At 70.3% G+C, this 18,464-nt stretch carries 16 protein-coding genes; 15 read left to right on the plus strand and 1 reads right to left on the minus strand.

Annotation, left to right across the window (positions count from 1 at the left end; genetic code table 11):
• Positions 1–118: 118 nt before the first annotated feature.
• From A3Q40_RS01875 to A3Q40_RS01945, 15 genes are all read left to right on the plus strand, one after another.
• Positions 119–973: a TIGR03084 family metal-binding protein gene (locus A3Q40_RS01875; protein ID WP_068099549.1), complete on the plus strand. Its 855-nt coding sequence runs from the start codon at positions 119–121 to the stop codon at positions 971–973.
• A gap of 53 nt (positions 974–1,026) precedes the next feature.
• Positions 1,027–2,802, plus strand: coding sequence for an acyclic terpene utilization AtuA family protein (locus A3Q40_RS01880; RefSeq protein ID WP_082834046.1), 1,776 nt, complete (start codon positions 1,027–1,029; stop codon positions 2,800–2,802).
• Positions 2,799–3,947 carry an acyl-CoA dehydrogenase family protein gene (locus A3Q40_RS01885; protein ID WP_068099551.1) on the plus strand — a complete coding sequence of 383 codons (1,149 nt, stop codon included), beginning with the start codon at positions 2,799–2,801 and terminating at the stop codon, positions 3,945–3,947. The genes A3Q40_RS01880 and A3Q40_RS01885 overlap by 4 nt, the downstream gene beginning before the upstream one ends.
• Entirely contained in the window at positions 3,944–5,542 is a 1,599-nt protein-coding gene (locus tag A3Q40_RS01890; RefSeq protein WP_068099552.1) for an acyl-CoA carboxylase subunit beta, read from the plus strand. The genes A3Q40_RS01885 and A3Q40_RS01890 overlap by 4 nt, the downstream gene beginning before the upstream one ends.
• 4 nt (positions 5,543–5,546) lie before the next feature.
• Entirely contained in the window at positions 5,547–7,673 is a 2,127-nt protein-coding gene (locus A3Q40_RS01895; RefSeq protein ID WP_082833704.1) for an acetyl/propionyl/methylcrotonyl-CoA carboxylase subunit alpha, read from the plus strand.
• Positions 7,670–8,830, plus strand: a complete 1,161-nt coding sequence (locus A3Q40_RS01900) for an acyl-CoA dehydrogenase family protein (protein WP_068099553.1) — start codon at positions 7,670–7,672, stop codon at positions 8,828–8,830. The genes A3Q40_RS01895 and A3Q40_RS01900 overlap by 4 nt, the downstream gene beginning before the upstream one ends.
• A complete protein-coding gene (locus tag A3Q40_RS01905; protein ID WP_068099554.1) occupies positions 8,830–9,621 on the plus strand; it encodes an enoyl-CoA hydratase family protein in 792 nt (263 codons plus the stop codon). The genes A3Q40_RS01900 and A3Q40_RS01905 overlap by 1 nt, the downstream gene beginning before the upstream one ends.
• A gap of 3 nt (positions 9,622–9,624) precedes the next feature.
• Positions 9,625–10,239, plus strand: a complete 615-nt coding sequence (locus A3Q40_RS01910; protein WP_068099555.1) for a TetR/AcrR family transcriptional regulator — start codon at positions 9,625–9,627, stop codon at positions 10,237–10,239.
• Between the two features lie 55 nt (positions 10,240–10,294).
• On the plus strand, positions 10,295–10,822 hold the full coding sequence (locus A3Q40_RS01915; RefSeq protein ID WP_068099556.1) for a DUF3558 domain-containing protein: 528 nt from the start codon (positions 10,295–10,297) through the stop codon (positions 10,820–10,822).
• Entirely contained in the window at positions 10,819–11,391 is a 573-nt protein-coding gene (locus tag A3Q40_RS01920; protein ID WP_442971298.1) for a DUF3558 domain-containing protein, read from the plus strand. Before A3Q40_RS01915 ends, A3Q40_RS01920 begins: the two co-directional genes overlap by 4 nt.
• A gap of 308 nt (positions 11,392–11,699) precedes the next feature.
• Positions 11,700–12,074 carry a 30S ribosomal protein S12 gene (rpsL, locus tag A3Q40_RS01925; RefSeq protein WP_068099557.1) on the plus strand — a complete coding sequence of 125 codons (375 nt, stop codon included), beginning with the start codon at positions 11,700–11,702 and terminating at the stop codon, positions 12,072–12,074.
• Position 12,075: 1 nt separating this feature from the next.
• Positions 12,076–12,546 (plus strand): 30S ribosomal protein S7, encoded by a 471-nt coding sequence (rpsG, locus tag A3Q40_RS01930; RefSeq protein WP_027504615.1) that lies wholly within the window; start codon positions 12,076–12,078, stop codon positions 12,544–12,546.
• Positions 12,547–12,642: 96 nt separating this feature from the next.
• Entirely contained in the window at positions 12,643–14,745 is a 2,103-nt protein-coding gene (gene fusA / locus A3Q40_RS01935) for an elongation factor G (protein WP_068099558.1), read from the plus strand.
• Between the two features lie 105 nt (positions 14,746–14,850).
• A complete protein-coding gene (gene tuf, locus A3Q40_RS01940; protein ID WP_068099559.1) occupies positions 14,851–16,041 on the plus strand; it encodes an elongation factor Tu in 1,191 nt (396 codons plus the stop codon).
• A gap of 116 nt (positions 16,042–16,157) precedes the next feature.
• Complete coding sequence (locus A3Q40_RS01945) at positions 16,158–16,952, plus strand: glutamate racemase (RefSeq protein WP_068099560.1); 795 nt, start codon at positions 16,158–16,160, stop codon at positions 16,950–16,952.
• Here the strand turns inward: A3Q40_RS01945 and A3Q40_RS01950 are convergent.
• Positions 16,924–18,432 (minus strand): Mur ligase family protein, encoded by a 1,509-nt coding sequence (locus A3Q40_RS01950; protein ID WP_068099561.1) that lies wholly within the window; start codon positions 18,430–18,432, stop codon positions 16,924–16,926. The genes A3Q40_RS01945 and A3Q40_RS01950 overlap by 29 nt on opposite strands.
• Positions 18,433–18,464: the final 32 nt, after the last annotated feature.

Genomic DNA, 18,464 nt, shown 5'->3' on the forward strand with positions numbered 1-18,464 from the left:
CGGCGGGAGGGGAAGAGTGGGCCCCGTCAAGGTTCTGTGATGGATCACAAGAACAGCGTGTCGGCCTAACAAAGCAAGCGTGCTTGCTTTTTTCGATGGTCGCTGGCACGGTGCTCCCATGGCCGACACGGCCGCCGTGCTGGCGGACCTCCGCGCCGAGGGCGACGCCCTCGACGACCTGCTCACCGACGTCGACGAGGCGGGGTGGCGCACGCTCACTCCCGCCGACGGCTGGACCGTCGCCCACCAGATCGCGCACCTGCACTGGACCGATCACGTCGCGGCGTTGACCGCGGCCGGGTCCGCGGGCGACGAGGACGCCGCCGCGGCGTTCGACGCCGTGATCGCCGAGGCGCTCGCCGATCCGGCGGGCTTCGTCGACGCCGCTGCCGCGGATCTCGCGGGTGAGCAGCCCAGCACGCTGCTGGCCCGGTGGCGTCTCGGGCGCTCGCAACTGCTCACCGTTCTGCCGGACGTCCCGGCCGGCACGCGTATCCGCTGGTTCGGCCCGCCGATGAGCGCCACGTCCATGGCCACCGCCCGACTCATGGAGACCTGGGCGCACGGACAGGACGTCGCCGACGCCCTCGGGGTGCCTCGCGAACCGACCGCCCGCCTGCGTCACGTCGCCCACCTCGGTGTGCGGACGCGCGAGTTCGCCTACTCGCTCCGCGGTCGCCCGGCGCCGGCCGCGCCCGTCCGCGTCGCCCTCACCGCGCCCGACGGCTCGGAATGGACCTGGGGACCGGACGACGCGGACCAGCAGGTGAGTGGACCCGCGCTGGACTTCTGCCTGCTCGTGACCCAGCGCGTCCACCGCGACGACACCGCGCTCGTCGCCCGCGGCGGCGACGCCGAGGAGTGGCTGACGATCGCGCAGGCCTTCGCCGGGGCGCCGGGTAGCGGGCGTGCCCCGCGAACGGAGACGGCGGGCACGGCGGGGCCGGCGGAGACGGCGGGGACGGCACCGTGACCGCCCTGCGCGTCGGCAACTGCTCCGGGTTCTACGGCGACCGGTTCTCGGCCATGCGCGAGATGCTGGACGGGGGCGAGCTCGACGTCCTCACCGGCGACTACCTGGCCGAGCTGACCATGCTGATCCTCGGCCGCGACCGCCTGAAGGATCCCACCCGCGGCTACGCCAAGACCTATCTGCGGCAACTCGAGGACTGTCTCGGCACCGCCGTCGAGCGCGGGGTGACGCTCGTCAGCAACGCCGGTGGTCTCGCACCGGCGCGGTTGGCGGACGAGATCCGCGCCCTGGCGGACCGCCTCGGCATCACGGTCGCCGTCGCTCACGTCGAGGGGGACGATCTGCTCGACCGCGCCGACGCGCTGGGGCTCGGCTCGCCGTTGACCGCCAACGCCTACCTCGGTGCCTTCGGCGTCGCGCGCTGCCTGGACGCGGGAGCGCAGGTGGTGGTGACCGGACGCGTGACCGACGCGTCCGTCGTCGTCGGACCCGCGGTCGCGCGGTTCGGATGGACCCGTGACGACGTCGACGCTCTGGCCGGCGCCGTGGTCGCCGGGCACGTGATCGAGTGCGGCACCCAGGCCACCGGCGGCAACTACTCCTTCTTCACCGAGGTCCCCGACCTCCGTCGGCCCGGCTTTCCGATCGCCGAGATCGACGCCGACGGATCGTCGGTGATCACCAAGCACCCCGGAACCGGAGGCGCGGTGACGATCGGGACCGTCACCGCCCAGCTGATGTACGAGGTGACCGGGCCGCGCTACCTTGGACCGGACGCCACCGCCCGACTCGACACCGTCGCCCTGAGCGACGACGGCCCCGACCGCGTGCGGATCGCGGGTGTGCGGGGCGAGGCGCCGCCGCCGACGTTGAAGGTCTCCCGCAACACGGTGGGCGGATTTCGGAACGAGACGACGTTCGTGCTCACCGGGCTCGACGTCGACGCCAAGGCGGCGTTGGTCCGGGCGCAGCTCACCGACGCGCTGGTGCCGCCGCCCGCGCAGGTCGAGTGGACCCTCGCCCGCACCGACCACCCCGACGCCGACACCGAGGAAGCGGCCAGCGCCCTGCTGCGCGTGGTCGTCCGCGACCCCGACCCGGCCGTCGTCGGGCGGCGCTTCTCGGGTGCGGCCATCGAACTGGCTCTCGCCAGCTACCCCGGCTTCGCGGTCACCGCGCCGCCGGGGAACGGGTCGCCCTACGGCGTCTTCGAGGCCGGGTACGTCGAGCAGTCGGTCCCCGAGCACACCGCCGTACTGCCCGACGGCACGCGGGTGGCGATTCCGGCGCCGACCGTCACCACCCCCGTGTCCGACGATCCCGACGTGCCCGGTGACGCCGTCGCCCGATCGGACACCGCCGGCCCATCCGATACCGACACGGTGATGCTGCCGCTCGGCACGCTCGCCGCGGCCCGCAGCGGCGACAAGGGCGGCGACGCCAACGTCGGCGTCTGGGTGCGGACCGACGCCGAGTGGGAGTGGCTCCGCGGCTGGCTCACCGTCGACGCGATCCGGCAGCTGTTGCCCGAGACGGCAACACTGACCCTGCACCGGTACGAGTTCCCGAACCTGCGGGCCATCAACGTCGTCGTGCACGGCCTGCTGGGCGCCGGCGTCGCGTCCGGCGCGCGCTTCGATCCTCAGGCCAAGGGACTCGGGGAGTGGCTGCGATCCCGGCACGTCCCGATCCCCCGACATCTGGTGCGCGAGAGCGCCGCACAGGACCCCACCGCACAGGACACCACTGCGCAGGACACCACTGCGCAGGACACCACTGCGCAGGACACCACTGCACAGGACACCACCACATCAGGAGCACCCGCATGACCCCCTGGGGAGGACCGGAGCGCGAGCAGCTCCGCAAGACCGTCCGCGCGTTCGTCGACCGCGACGTCGCGCCGTACCAGGCCGAGTGGGAGCGCGACGGGGAGATCCCGCGCAGCCTCCACCGCGCGGCCGCCGAGTTGGGCCTGCTCGGGGCGCCGTTCCCCGAGGCGGTCGGGGGTGAGGGCGGCACCGTCGTCGACGCCACCGTCATCTGCGAGGAGATGCACGAGGCGGGCGCCTCGGGCGGCGTGTTCGCGTCCCTCTTCACGTGCGGGATCGCGCTGCCCCACCTCGTCGGCGCGCGGGACCCCGACCAGGTCGACCGCTGGGTCCGACCGACGCTGGCCGGCGAGGCGATCGGGTCGCTCGCGATCACCGAGCCGGGCGGCGGCTCCGACGTGGGTCACCTGACCACGAGAGCGGTTCGCGACGGTGACGAGTTCGTGGTGAACGGGTCCAAGACCTACATCACCTCGGGCTGCCGGGCCGACTTCGTGGTCACCGCGGTCCGGACGGGTGGCGACGGCGCCGCCGGAGTCTCGCTGCTCGTGATCGAGCGTGGGACACCGGGTTTCGAGGTGTCCCGCAAGCTCGACAAGATGGGCTGGCGCGCCTCCGACACCGCGGAGCTGTCCTTCACCGACGTCCGGGTGCCGGTGCGCAACCTCGTCGGGGCGGAGAACTCCGGGTTCGGGCAGATCGCGCAGGCGTTCGTCTCCGAGCGGGTGGCGCTCGCGGCGCAGGCGTACTCGTCCGCGCAGCGGTGCCTCGACCTCACCGCGGCCTGGACCCGCGACCGACGCACCTTCGGGAAGCCGCTGATCGCCCGCCAGTCGGTGCAGAACGCGCTCAGCGAGATGCATCGTCGGATCGACGTCGCCCGCACCTACACCCGCGCGTTGGTGGACCGCTACGTCGCAGGCGAGACGGACGGGATCGCCGAGGTGTGCCACGCGAAGAACACCGCTGTCGAAGCCGGCGAGTGGGTGGCCTCGCAGGCGGTCCAACTCTTCGGCGGGCTCGGCTACATGGCGGAGAGCGAGGTGGAGCGGCAGTACCGCGACATGCGCATCATCGGCATCGGCGGCGGCACCACCGAGATCCTGACCTCGCTGGCCGCGAAGCGTCTGGGCTACACCGCATGACGGCGTTGGTCTCGCGGCTGGACGTCGCGGGCGACGGGTTCGCCGCCGCCGCGGACACCATGCGCGCCAAGCTGGGTGAGGTCGAGTCCGAGCACGCCAAGGCCCTCGCCGGCGGCGGAGAGAAGTACGTCGCCCGGCACCGTGCGCGCGGCAAGCTCACCGCGCGGGAGCGGATCGAACTGCTCGTCGACGAGGATGCACCGTTCCTCGAGCTGTGCCCGTTGGCGGCCTGGGGGTCGGACTTCCCGGTCGGCGCGTCCGTCGTCGTCGGCATCGGCGTCGTCAGCGGAACCGAGTGCCTGATCGTTGCCAACGATCCCACTGTCCGCGGCGGCAGCAGCAACCCCTGGACGCTGCGCAAGACGCTGCGCGCCAACGACATCGCGCTGCAGAACCGCCTGCCGGTGATCTCGCTGGTCGAGTCCGGCGGCGCGGACCTTCCGACCCAGAAGGAAGTGTTCGTCCCCGGCGGCCGCATCTTCCGCGACCTCACTCGGCTCTCCGCCGCGGGCATTCCGACGATCGCGCTGGTGTTCGGCAACTCCACCGCCGGCGGTGCGTACATCCCCGGTATGTCCGATCACGTCGTGATGATCGAGGAGCGGTCGAAGGTGTTCCTGGCCGGTCCGCCGCTGGTGAAGATGGCCACCGGCGAGGAGACCGACGACGAATCCTTGGGCGGCGCACGGATGCACGCGCGGACGTCGGGCCTCGCGGATCACCTCGCCGTCGACGAGCAGGACGCCCTGCGCATCGGGCGTTCCATCGTCGCCCGGTTGAACTGGCGCAAGGCCGGCCCCGCACCTCGCGCGGAGGTGCTGCCGCCGCGGTACGACGCGGAGGACCTGCTCGGGATCGTCCCCGCGGACCTGAAGATCCCCTTCGATCCCCGCGAGGTGATCGCGCGCATCGTCGACGACAGCGAGTTCGACGAGTTCAAGCCGCTCTACGGATCGTCGCTCGTCACCGGATGGGCTGAGCTGCACGGCTTCCCGGTCGGCATCCTCGCCAACGCGCGTGGCGTGCTGTTCAGCGAGGAGTCGCAGAAGGCCACCCAGTTCATCCAGCTGGCCAACAGGTCGAACACCCCGTTGCTGTTCCTGCACAACACCACCGGCTACATGGTGGGCCGCGAGTACGAGGAAGGCGGCATGATCAAGCACGGCGCGATGATGATCAACGCCGTCTCCAACTCCACCGTCCCGCACATCTCCGTGCTCCTCGGCGCGTCCTACGGGGCCGGCCACTACGGCATGTGCGGGCGCGCGTTCGACCCGCGCTTCCTGTTCGCCTGGCCCAGCGCGAAGTCCGCCGTCATGGGCGGCGCGCAGCTCGCGGGCGTCATCTCCATCGTCTCCCGCGCCGCCGCGGAAGCGCGGGGGCAGGCGTTCGACGAGGAGGCCGACGCCGGCCTGCGCGCGATGATCGAGAACCAGATCGAGGCCGAGTCGGTACCGATGTTCCTCTCGGGCCGCCTGTACGACGACGGCGTCATCGATCCCCGAGACACCCGCACGGTGGTGGGGATGTGCCTGTCGGCCATCGCCTCCGCCCCGATCGAGGGCACCGCCGAGTTCGGTGTCTTCCGGATGTGACGCCATGACTGCACCGACGGGCGCGACGCCCACGACACCCGCGACACCCACGACTCCCCCCGATCCCGACACCCCGGTCACCCGGGTGCTCGTGGCCAACCGCGGCGAGATCGCCCGCCGCGTGTTCGCGACGTGCCGACGCGAGGGCATCGGCACCGTCGCCGTGTTCTCCGACGCCGACGCCGAGTCCCCGCACGTCGCCGAGGCGGACGCCGCGGTGCGACTGCCGGGGCTGTCCTCCGCCGAGACGTACCTGCGCGGAGACCTCGTCATCGACGCCGCGCGCCGCGCCGGCGCCGATGCGATCCACCCGGGGTACGGATTCCTCTCCGAGAACGCCGAGTTCGCCCGCGCGGTGCAGGATGCCGGCCTGGTGTGGATCGGACCGCCGGTGAAGGCCATCGAGATCATGGGCTCGAAGGTCGAATCGAAGGCGATGATGCGCGACGCGGGCGTGCCCGTGCTCGACCGGCTCGATCCCGCGACGGTCACCGACGCCGATCTGCCCGTCCTCGTGAAGGCGTCGGCGGGCGGCGGCGGCCGCGGAATGCGCGTGGTGCGCGACCTCGCCTCGCTTCCCGGCGAGATCGAGGGCGCGGCGCGGGAAGCGTTGTCCGCGTTCGGCGATGCCACCGTGTTCTGCGAGCGCTACCTCGAGACGGGTCGGCACATCGAGGTCCAGGTCATGGCCGACCGTCACGGCACCGTCTGGGCCGTGGGGGAGCGGGAATGCTCCATCCAGCGTCGCCATCAGAAGGTGATCGAGGAGGCGCCCTCACCGCTGGTCGAACGCACGGCGGGCATGCGGGAACGGCTCTTCGAGGCCGCCCGCGCCGCCACCACCGCCATCGACTACGAGGGCGCCGGAACCGTCGAGTTCCTCGCCGACGAGCGCGGCGAGTTCTACTTCCTCGAGACCAACACCCGTCTGCAGGTGGAACATCCGGTCACCGAATGCACCACCGGACTCGACCTGGTGTCGCTGCAGCTGCACGTCGCCGCCGGGGGCGCGCTGCCCGCCGAGCCGCCGCCCACCACCGGGCACGCGATCGAGGTGCGTCTCTATGCGGAGGACCCGGCGCGGGACTGGCAGCCGCAGAGCGGCACCCTGCACGAGGTGGACCTCGGCCCCGCGGTGCGGTTCGACGTTCCCGCGTTCGGGCCCGGCGGTGCTGGTGGTGCTCAGGGTCTGCGCGTCGATTCCGGGGTCGAGAGCGGCAGCGTCGTCGGCGTGCACTACGACCCGATGCTGGCCAAGGTCATCGCGGTCGCTCCCACCCGTCGTCGCGCGGCCGCCCTCCTCGCGTCCGCGATGGAGCGGGCGGTCCTCGTCGGCCTGCGCACCAATCGCGATCTGCTGGTGCGGGTTCTGCGTCACCCGGCGTTCCTCGCCGGTGACACCGACACCGCGTTCTTCACCACGCACGGGCTCGCCGCGCTGGCGCGGCCCTTGGTCGCGGGTGACGAGCTCCGCCTGTCCGCACTCGCGGCCGCACTGGCCGAGGCTGCGGGCCGTCGTGCCGCCGCCCCGGTGGGCCGGTCGTTGCCGAGCGGATGGCGGAACCTGCCGTCGGTTCCCCAACGCACGGCCTACACGGTGGACGGGGAGGACGTCGTCGTCGAGTATCGCCTCGGCCGCGACGGGTTGGTGACCGATCTCGACGACTGCGCGCTGGTGCGCGGCGACGCGCGGTCCGTGGTCCTCGACCACGGCGGCGTGCGACGGACGTTCACCGTGATCGTGCACGGATCGCAGGTGGCCGTGCACTCGTCGCTCGGTCCGGTGGCGCTGGAGCGTCGCCCCCGATTCGTCGATCCGAGTGCCACCGTCGCCGCCGGCTCGCTCGTCGCGCCGATGCCCGGGTCGGTGGTCCGGCTCGGCGTCGCGGTCGGCGACCGTGTCACGGCGGGGCAGCCGATCGTGTGGCTCGAGGCCATGAAGATGGAACACACCGTCACGGCGCCCGCGGACGGCGTCGTGACCGAGCTGGCGGTGTCGGTGGGACAGCAGGTCGAGGTGGACGCCGTCCTCGCGGTGGTGGCCGAACCCGATTCAGCGGCAACCGATTCAGCGGCAACCGATACACCGATAACCGATACAGCCGAATCCCGAGAAGGAGAACAGTCGTGAGCTTCGTCGAGACCGAGGAGCAGAAGAGTCTGCGCGCCGCCGTCGCGGGACTGGGCAAGCGGCACAACTACATGGACTACGTGCTGCCGAAGGCGCGCCGCGGCGAGCCGCTCACCGAGCTGTGGCAGGAGGCCGGTGCCCTCGGGTTCCTCGGGGTCAACCTGCCGGAGGAGTACGGCGGCGGCGGGGCGGGCATCTACGAGCTCGCCCTCGTGCAGGAGGAGATGTCCTCCTTCGGCGCCGGCTTGCTGCTCGTGGTGGTCTCCCCGGCGATCTGCGGCACGATCATCGCCAAGTACGGCACCCCGGATCAGAAGCAGCACTGGCTGACTCGGCTCGCCGACGGATCCGCGATCATGGCCTTCGGTATCACCGAGCCGGACGCGGGGTCGAACTCGCACAAGATCACCACCACCGCGCGTCGGGACGGCGACGAGTGGGTGCTGCGCGGCAGCAAGATCTACATCTCCGGGGTGGACCAGGCCGACGCCGTGTTGGTGGTCTCGCGGACCGAGGACGCCGCGACGGGTGGGCTGAAGCCGGCGCTGTTCATCGTGCCCACCGACACCCCGGGATTCACCGCGACGCCGATGGCCATGGACATCGTCGAGCCGGACCACCAGTTCACCCTGTTCCTCGACGACGTCCGACTGCCGGCCGACGCGCTGGTCGGCGAGCCCGACGCGGCGATTGCGCAGCTGTTCGCCGGGCTCAACCCCGAGCGGATCCTCGGTGCGGCAATGGCGATCGGCATGGGCCGCTACGCCCTCGACGCCGCGGTGACGTTCGCCAAGGAACGGCAGGTGTGGAAGACCCCCATCGGCGCCCACCAGGGCATCGCGCACCCGTTGGCGCAGTGCAAGATCGAGCTCGAACTGGCCAAGCTCATGATGCAGAAGGCCGCCGTGCTCTACGACAGCGGTGACGACTTCGGGGCAGCCGAGGCCGCCAACATGGCCAAGTACGCGGCCGCGGAGGCCAGCATCAAGGCGCTCGATCAGGCCATCCAGACCCACGGCGGCGCCGGCCTGACCTCGGACTACGGACTGGCGTCGATGCTGGGCACCGCTCGGATCGCCCGGGTCGCTCCGGTGAGCCGGGAGATGATCCTCAACTTCGTCTCCCAGCACTCGCTGGGCCTGCCGAAGAGCTACTGATGGCACCGGAGTCACTCGAGTCGCCGCCCGTCCCGCCGCCGGTCGGTGAGGAGCGGGACGCGGGTGTCGTCACCCTCACGCTCGACAGCCCGCACAACCGCAACGCCCTGTCCTCCGCCCTGGTCGCCGGCGTCCTGGACGGGGTGCGCCGGGCCGGGGCCGACCCCGACGTCCGCGCCGTGGTGCTCACGCACACCGGTGGGACCTTCTGCGCCGGAGCCGATCTCACCGAGGCGGGCGCGGACCCCGCCACGCGGACGGCGCAGATGGTGGAGTTGCTCCGCGCCGTCGTCGAGGCGCCCGTCCCGGTGGTCGGGCTGATCGACGGGCACGTCCGGGCCGGTGGCATGGGCCTGATCGCGGCGTGCGACGTCGTGATCGCCGGGCCGCGCAGCACGTTCGCGCTGACCGAGGCGCGGCTCGGGTTGGCGCCGTCGATCATCTCGCTGACGGTGCTGCCGCGCTTGACCTCGCGGGCGGCGAGTCGGTTGTTCCTCTCCGGAGAGAAGGTGGGCCCGGCCGAGGCCGCCGCGTACGGCCTGATCACCGAAACGGCCGACGATCCCGCGGCGGCGGCCCGGCCCCTGCTCGCGTCGTTCCGCCTGTCCTCCCCGCAGGGCCTGGCCGAGACGAAGAAGCTCACCACGGCCGCCGTCCTCGACGAGTTCGATCGCCGCGCCGACGCCCTCGCCGCGGACTCCGCCCGCCTGTTCGCGTCGGCCGAGGCGCGGGAGGGGATGATGGCGTTCCTGGAGAAGCGCCCACCGTCCTGGGCCGTCGTGAGGGGGTAGCACGTGGTCGCGCCGCGGGAGCCGAAGCAGGATCGCAGCCGGGCCACTCGGCAGCGGCTGCTCGAGGCCACCATCGAATCCCTCGCCGAGCAGGGATGGGGACCCACCACGGTCGGTCACGTCGCCGAACGGGCCGGTGTCTCGCGCGGCGCCACCCAGCATCACTTCCCCACCCGCGAGGACCTGATCACGGCGGCGCTGGACTACATGTTCGACACCCGGATGGGCGATGCGGTGGCCGAGGAGGGCGACCTGCCGACCGGTGCGGAGCGCACCGAAGCCGTCGTCGCGCGGCTGGTGGAGTACTACACGGGACCGATGTTCAAGGCGGCGTTGCAGGTGTGGACGGCGGCGTCGTCCGATCCCGACCTCCGCGCGCGCGTGCTGCCCCTCGAGGACAAATTCGGCCGGGCGGCCCACCGCACCGCGGTGCGCCACCTCGGTGTCGACGACGCCGATCCCCGCACCCACCGGTTGGTCCAGGCCACGCTCGACCTCGCCCGTGGGCTGGGACTGGCCGACGTGCTCAGCGACGATTCCCGACGGCGCGGCGAGATCGTCAAGGCCTGGGCGGCGGTACTGGACGCGTCCCTGCCGCTGCCGACGGCCGCGTCCTGACGGGCGCGACGTGACGGGGGCGAGCGGGTCGGCCGTTCCTTGTAGGGTGCCGGGCATGAGACCGGGGCGGTGGGCTGCAGGCCTGGCAGCGGCGGCGGCGTTGACGGCGTGCGGCGGCACGTCCGACACCGCGGCCGGGCCGACCACGACCACCGCGGCCGCACAGCCGGGGCCCTTCTTCGGGGTCTGCGGACAGTTGACCGACGACGAGGTCCGGCAGGCGTTCGCGGTACCCGCCTTCGCGACGGTCACCCGCAACTCGGTCGGATGCGAGTGGGAGGTCTCCGGTCCGACGGGACCGTCGGTCAGCTTCTCCTGGTACCGCGGCAGTCCGATCGGCCGCGAGCGCGCGGGGTCCGAACTGATCGGCCGGCCGGCCGCGGACCTGGAAATCGCGGGGCGGTCCGGCTTCGAGGCCCTCTACCAGGACGCCCTCGGGCAGCCGGTGCTCTGCGAGAGCGCGCTGCAGTACGGGTCGGACTTCGTCCATCTGTCGGTCACCTACGCGGACGTCACCCCCACCGCCGACCCGTGCGTGGTGGGACGCCAGCTGCTCGAGACCGTCGCGGAGCGTGCGCAGTGACTCCGCGCGTAGTGACCCCGCGCGCAGTGACACGGCGGGCGACGTTGACACGGCGGGCGACGTTCGCCGCGCTCGCCGCCGGGGCGCTGCTCCTCACCGGGTGCAGTTCCACCATCGAGGGCCGACCGGTCCCGGTGGGCGCGACCGCCGGCGATCAGGAGTTCCAGTCGCTGCTCGAGGAGTGCAACACCGTCACCCCGGAGCAGATCGCGGACGTGGTCGGCGGCACGGCCATCGATCAGGGCTTCCTCGGCGCGATCTGTCGGTGGGACGTCACGGGGCCGGCCGGCGCGGTCAAGGTGACGTTCGACTGGTTCGAGTCGGGCTCGCTCGCCGCCGAGCGGGAGGCGAACGAACGGATGGGGTGGACCGTCACGGACGTGACGGTGTCCTCCCGCGGGGCCATCGAGATCCGGCAGCCCGACGATCCGGCGTCGTGCGGGGTGAGCGCGCCGTCGCCGATCTCCGGGGTGATCGGGTGGTGGGTGCAGTTCCGGCCGGGCAATCCGGCGGATCCGTGCGAGGCGGCGACGCGGCTGATGCAGCTCTCGCTCAACCTGAGCGCTTGACCTCCCTGCAACCGACCCCGCCCTGTACCCGATCGGGATGCGTTTTGACCCGCAGGCGCGCCGACGGGTATCGTCGTGGGTTGTGTCCGGCGCGTCCGGACCGTCTGTGTGCCTATACGAGGTACAGCCGTGCTCATGTTCTTTGCCGAGCAAGCGCCATGGCTACCGTGTGGGGGTATGCGACACACCCGACCGCGGGGTGAGAAGACCCGCGGTGGCAGTGCCGGAAACGGTACCGGGTGAGGGGCAGCGCTTCCTTGTCCCAACTGCTTTCCATCCCTGATTCTCGACACGAAGAAAGCCGGTTCATGCCAACGATCAACCAGCTGGTCCGCAAGGGTCGCACCGACAAGGTCGCGAAACTGAAGACCGCCGCCCTCAAGGGCGGACCGCAGCGTCGCGGCGTGTGCACCCGCGTGTACACCACGACGCCCAAGAAGCCGAACTCCGCACTCCGCAAGGTCGCGCGCGTGCGCTTGACCAGCGCGGTCGAGGTCACGGCCTACATCCCCGGTGAGGGTCACAACCTGCAGGAGCACTCGATGGTGCTCGTCCGCGGCGGTCGTGTGAAGGACCTCCCCGGTGTTCGCTACAAGATCATCCGCGGCTCGCTCGACACCCAGGGTGTGAAGAACCGCAAGCAGGCTCGCAGCCGCTACGGCGCGAAGAAGGAGAAGAGCTGACATGCCTCGCAAGGGACCTGCACCCAAGCGGCCGCTGATCAACGACCCGGTCTACGGATCGCCGCTGGTCACGCAGCTCGTCAACAAGATCCTCCTCGACGGCAAGAAGTCGACCGCCGAGCGCATCGTGTACCAGGCTCTCGAGCAGGCACGCGAGAAGACGGGCACCGATCCCGTCGTGACGCTCAAGCGCGCTCTCGACAACGTCAAGCCGGCCCTCGAGGTCCGCAGCCGTCGCGTCGGTGGTGCCACCTACCAGGTGCCGGTCGAGGTTCGTCCCGGCCGTTCCACCACGCTGGCACTGCGCTGGCTCGTCTCGTTCTCACGCGCTCGTCGTGAGAAGACGATGGTCGAGCGTCTGGCCAACGAGCTCCTCGACGCCAGCAACGGCCTCGGTGCCGCGGTGAAGCGCCGCGAGGACACGCACAAGATGGCGGAAGCCAACAAGGCGTTCGCGCACTACCGCTGGTGATCGCGTAACGCCCGGCGGCGCCGGAACTATCCGGCGCCGCCCGGGCGTTGATCCGACCGAGAACTACCTCTTCCAACACCAAGGCGGGATGAATTCGTGGCACAGGACGTGCTGACCGACCTGAACAAGGTCCGCAACATCGGCATCATGGCCCACATCGATGCCGGTAAGACCACCACTACCGAGCGCATCCTCTTCTACACCGGTATCTCGTACAAGATCGGTGAGGTCCACGACGGCGCAGCCACGATGGACTGGATGGAGCAGGAACAGGAACGTGGCATCACCATCACGTCTGCTGCCACGACGTGCTTCTGGAACGACAACCAGATCAACATCATCGACACCCCGGGACACGTGGACTTCACGGTCGAGGTGGAGCGGTCGCTCCGTGTCCTCGACGGTGCCGTCGCCGTGTTCGACGGCAAGGAGGGCGTCGAGCCCCAGTCCGAGCAGGTGTGGCGTCAGGCCGACAAGTACGACGTGCCGCGCATCTGCTTCGTGAACAAGATGGACAAGCTCGGCGCCGACTTCTACTTCACGGTGCAGACCATCAAGGATCGCCTCGGCGCCAAGCCGCTGGTCATCCAGCTCCCCATCGGTGCCGAGGACGGCTTCGAGGGCATCGTCGACCTGGTCGAGATGAACGCGAAGGTCTGGTCCGGCGAGACCAAGCTGGGCGAGAAGTACGACGTCCGCGAGATCCCGGCCGACCTGCAGGAGAAGGCCGAGCAGTACCGCCAGGAGCTGCTCGAGACCGTCGCCGAGTCGGACGAGGCGCTGCTCGAGAAGTTCTTCGGTGGCGAGGAGCTCTCGATCGAGGAGATCAAGGGCGCCATCCGCAAGCTCACCGTGAACTCGGAGCTCTACCCGATCCTGTGCGGCTCGGCGTTCAAGAACAAGGGCGTCCAGCCCATGCTCGACGCCGTCATCGACTACCTGCCGTCCCCGCTGGACGTGGAGTCGGTGCAGGGTCACGCCCCGAACAACGAGGAGGAGATCCTCACGCGTCGCCCGTCCTCGGACGAGCCGTTCGCCGCGCTGGCGTTCAAGATCGCGACGCACCCGTTCTTCGGCAAGCTGACCTACGTCCGCGTGTACTCGGGCAAGGTCGACTCCGGCTCGCAGGTCATCAACTCGACCAAGGGCAAGAAGGAGCGTCTGGGCAAGCTGTTCCAGATGCACTCCAACAAGGAGAACCCGGTCGCCACGGCCAGCGCCGGCCACATCTACGCCGTGATCGGCCTGAAGGACACCACCACCGGTGACACGCTCTGCGATCCGCAGCAGCAGGTCATCCTGGAGTCGATGACCTTCCCGGACCCGGTCATCCAGGTCTCGATCGAGCCCAAGACCAAGTCCGACCAGGAGAAGCTGGGCACCGCGATCCAGAAGCTCGCCGAAGAGGATCCCACCTTCTCGGTGCAGCTGGACGAGGAGACCGGCCAGACCGTCATCGGCGGCATGGGCGAGCTCCACCTCGACATCCTCGTCGACCGCATGCGTCGCGAGTTCAAGGTCGAGGCGAACGTCGGCAAGCCGCAGGTGGCCTACCGCGAGACGATCACCAAGACCGTCGAGAAGCACGAGTTCACCCACAAGAAGCAGACGGGTGGCTCCGGCCAGTTCGCGAAGGTCATCATCGGTCTCGAGCCGTTCGTCGGCGAGGACGGTGCGACGTACGAGTTCGAGAACAAGGTCACCGGTGGCCGCGTTCCGCGCGAGTACATCCCGTCGGTCGACGCGGGTGCGCAGGACGCCATGCAGTACGGCGTGCTCGCCGGCTACCCGCTGGTGAACCTGAAGATGACGCTCATCGACGGCGCTTACCACGACGTCGACTCCTCGGAGATGGCGTTCAAGATCGCCGGTTCGCAGGCCCTGAAGGAAGCCGCCCGCAAGGCCGGCCCCGTCATCCTCGAGCCGCTGATGGCCGTCGAGGTCACCACGCCCGAGGAGTACATGGGCGACGTGATCGGCGACGTGAACTCCCGCCGTGGCCAGATCCAGGCCATGGAGGAACGCAGTGGTGCCCGTGTCGTCAAGGCGCTGGTTCCGCTGTCGGAGATGTTCGGTTACATCGGTGACCTGCGGTCTCGCACCCAGGGCCGCGCGAACTACTCCATGGTCTTCGACTCCTACGCAGAGGTTCCGGCGAACGTCTCGAAGGAGATCATCGCGAAGGCCACCGGAGAATAGTCTCCGAACGCAGGACCGAAGGGACCGGCCGACTCGGCCGGTCCCGGCACCACCTACCGTAAAAGACTGCACACCGCAGACATCGACAGTCCAGGAGGACACACAGTGGCGAAGGCGAAGTTCGAGCGGACGAAGCCGCACGTCAACATCGGGACCATCGGTCACGTTGACCACGGCAAGACGACGCTGACCGCAGCGATCACCAAGGTTCTGCACGACAAGTACCCCGACCTCAACGAGAGCTTTGCCTTCGATCAGATCGACAAGGCTCCCGAAGAGAAGGCTCGTGGTATCACGATCAACATCTCCCACGTCGAGTACCAGACGGAGAAGCGCCACTACGCGCACGTCGATGCTCCGGGCCACGCCGACTACATCAAGAACATGATCACCGGTGCGGCTCAGATGGACGGTGCGATCCTGGTCGTGGCCGCCACCGACGGCCCGATGCCCCAGACGCGTGAGCACGTGCTGCTCGCCCGCCAGGTCGGCGTGCCCTACATCCTCGTCGCCCTGAACAAGGCCGACATGGTGGACGACGACGAGATCATCGAGCTCGTCGAGATGGAGGTCCGCGAGCTCCTCGCTGCGCAGGAGTTCGACGAGGAGGCTCCCGTCGTCAAGGTGTCCGCTCTCAAGGCCCTCGAGGGTGACGAGAAGTGGGCCGAGTCGGTCGCCGAGCTCATGCAGGCCGTCGACGACTCCATCCCGGACCCGGTCCGCGAGACCGACAAGCCGTTCCTCATGCCCGTCGAGGACGTCTTCACCATCACCGGCCGCGGCACCGTCGTCACCGGTCGTGTCGAGCGTGGACAGATCAACGTGAACGAGGACGTCGAGATCGTCGGCATCCGCGAGAAGTCCACCAAGACCACCGTCACCGGCATCGAGATGTTCCGCAAGCTGCTCGACTCGGGCCAGGCGGGCGACAACGTCGGCCTCCTCGTCCGCGGCATCAAGCGCGAGGACGTCGAGCGTGGACAGGTCGTCGTCAAGCCCGGCACCACCACTCCCCACACGGAGTTCGAGGGCCAGGCGTACATCCTGTCTAAGGACGAGGGCGGTCGCCACACCCCGTTCTTCAACAACTACCGCCCGCAGTTCTACTTCCGTACCACGGACGTGACGGGCGTCGTGACCCTCCCCGAGGGCACCGAGATGGTCATGCCCGGTGACAACACCGAGATGTCCGTCGTGCTGATCCAGCCGGTCGCCATGGACGAGGGCCTGCGGTTCGCCATCCGTGAGGGTGGTCGTACCGTCGGCGCCGGTCGCGTCACGAAGATCATCAAGTAAGACACCCGTCTCACTTCGCCTGCGGCGCTCACCCTTCGGGGTGGGCGCCGTTCGGCGTTTTCGCTGCTTGTCGGGGTGCGAGGCGGCCGACCTGCGCGCCGGTAGACTGACCCACCGTGACCGTCGCGCTGATCGACTCCGGCCTCGGCTCCCTGCCGACCGCCGCTCGGCTGCGTCGTGCGCGACCCGATCTCGACCTGCAGCTCCACCTGGATCCCGACGGCGCTCCGTGGGGCCCGAAGCCCGTGGAGTGGACCGTCCGACGCGTCGTCGACACCGCTCGGCGGGCCGTGGACGGGGGCGCCGCCGTCGTGGTGCTGCCGTGCAACACGGCCAGTGTCGTCGCGCTCGCCGAGACGCGCTCGGCCCTCGGTCCGTCGGTGCCGGTGGTGGGCACGGTGCCCGCGATCAAGCCGGCCGCGCGGGACTGTCGCACCATCGCGGTGTGGGCCACGGCCGCCACCACCGCGTCGTCGTACCAGGCCGCGCTCGTCCAGCAGTTCGCTGCGGACGCCGACGTCACGGCGGTCGCCTGCCACGGCCTCGCCGACGCCATCGATCGCGGTGACACCGACGCCGTCTCGGCCGCCATACTGTCGGCCGCGGAGCGCACCCCCGCCCACACCGAGGCGATCGTTCTCGGTTGTACGCACTACCCCCTGGTCGCCGGCGAGATCATGGCGTCCCTGCCGCCCGCGGTCCGCATGTACGACAGTGCCGATGCCGTGGCGGCGCAGACACTCCGGCAGGTCGACGCCGTGGATGTGCCGCCGGGTGCCGGTGCGCTGTCCGTCTTCCTCTCCGGGCGTCCCGGTTCCCTACCGCCGCAGGCACTCTCGTTCGAGGCGGGCCGGGTGCTCGCCGGCGCCGGAGCGGACCCGCTCAGCGCGCGGCGGACCGCCCTGCGCTGATCGCGCGGACGACCGACTCGTACAGTTCCGTCGCGTCGTCGAAGAACGTTCGGCGGGAACCGAACTGCTGCCATCGGTCGCTTCCCCGTCCGGCCACGACCACGGTGTCGCCCTCGGTGAGGCCGGCGACGGCGCGGTCGATCGCCGCGCGGCGATCCGGAACCTCGAGGACGCGGGCGCTCGTCGTTCGGGCCCCGGCGAGGACGTCGTCACGCAGGACGTCCGCTCGGTCGTCGCCGGGACTCTCGTCGGTCACGATCACGGTGTCGGCCCAGTGCCCGGCGACGGCGCCGAGGTCGCCGCGTTTGCCGGGATCGCGCCCGCCCGTCGCTCCGATGACCAGGACCAGTCTGCCCGGGGTGATGGATCGCAGGTACGGGAGGGTGCTGCGTTGGCCCGACGGGTTGTGCATGTAGTCGACCAGTGCGGTGAACGACTGCCCGGCCGTGACGGGTTCGAGCCGGCCGGGGATGCCGTGCACGGTGGAGATGCCGTGGGCGGCGGCGTCCGGGTCGTGTCCGCCGGACACCAGCACCGCCAGCGCGACCAGGGCGTTGGAGACTTGGTGAGGTCCGAGGACCGGGAGGGTGAGATCGACCGCGCCGACCGGGGTGTGGGCGCGAAACGCCGTGCGGTGGTCACCGCAGTCGATGTCGGTGGCGAGGACGTCGGCTGCGGGGTCCGAGGTCGACACGGTGGTCACGGGCAGCGCACACTCGGCGGCCAGGCGTCGTCCCCAGGCGTCGTCGACACCGACCACGGCGGACCTCGTCCGTTCGGGATCGAAAAGGGAGGCCTTGACCGCGAAGTAGTTCTCCATCGTGCCGTGGTAGTCCAGGTGGTCGCGGCCGAGATTGGTGAAGGCGAGCACCGCGAAGTCCAGTGCGTCCACTCGGTGCTCGGCGACGGCGTGGGAGGACACCTCGACCGCGGCGCTGTCGCACCCGTTGTGGACGAAGGTGGCGAGCGTGCGGTGCAGGACGGTGGCCTCGGGGGTGGTCCGGATCGGCCGCTCGGCGGTGCCGTCGGACGACGAGATCGCGATGCCGGACACCAGGCCCGGGGTGCGGCCGGCGCCCTGCAGACCGGCGTGGAGGAAGTGCGTCGTGCTGGTCTTGCCGTTGGTACCGGTGACGCCGAAGACCTCGAGCGCGGACGACGGCCGGCCGTGGAACCACGACGCCAGCGGTCCGGCGACGGCTCGGGGATGCGGGACGACGACGGTCGGAAGACGGTCGGCGACGCGGTCGCTGACGACGGCGACGGCCCCACGCTCGATCGCGTCGCGTTCGAAATCGAGTCCGTGATGCACCCGGCCGGGCAGGGCGAGGTAGAGATCGCCGGGACGCACGGCTCGTGAGTCGTCGCAGACGTCGCGGACCGGCCGAGCCGCGTCGGGCGGGCTGTCGCGGCCGAGAAACGACGCGACGTCGCCCAGGGTGACGACGCCCGTCGCCCGGGTGAGATGTCCGGAACGCATCGTTCGTCCTACCCGCGCCCGGCCCGGTCCAA

Origin of the sequence: Rhodococcus sp. PBTS 1, from assembly GCF_001620025.1 — a bacterium.
Taxonomy (GTDB): domain Bacteria; phylum Actinomycetota; class Actinomycetes; order Mycobacteriales; family Mycobacteriaceae; genus Rhodococcoides; species Rhodococcoides kroppenstedtii.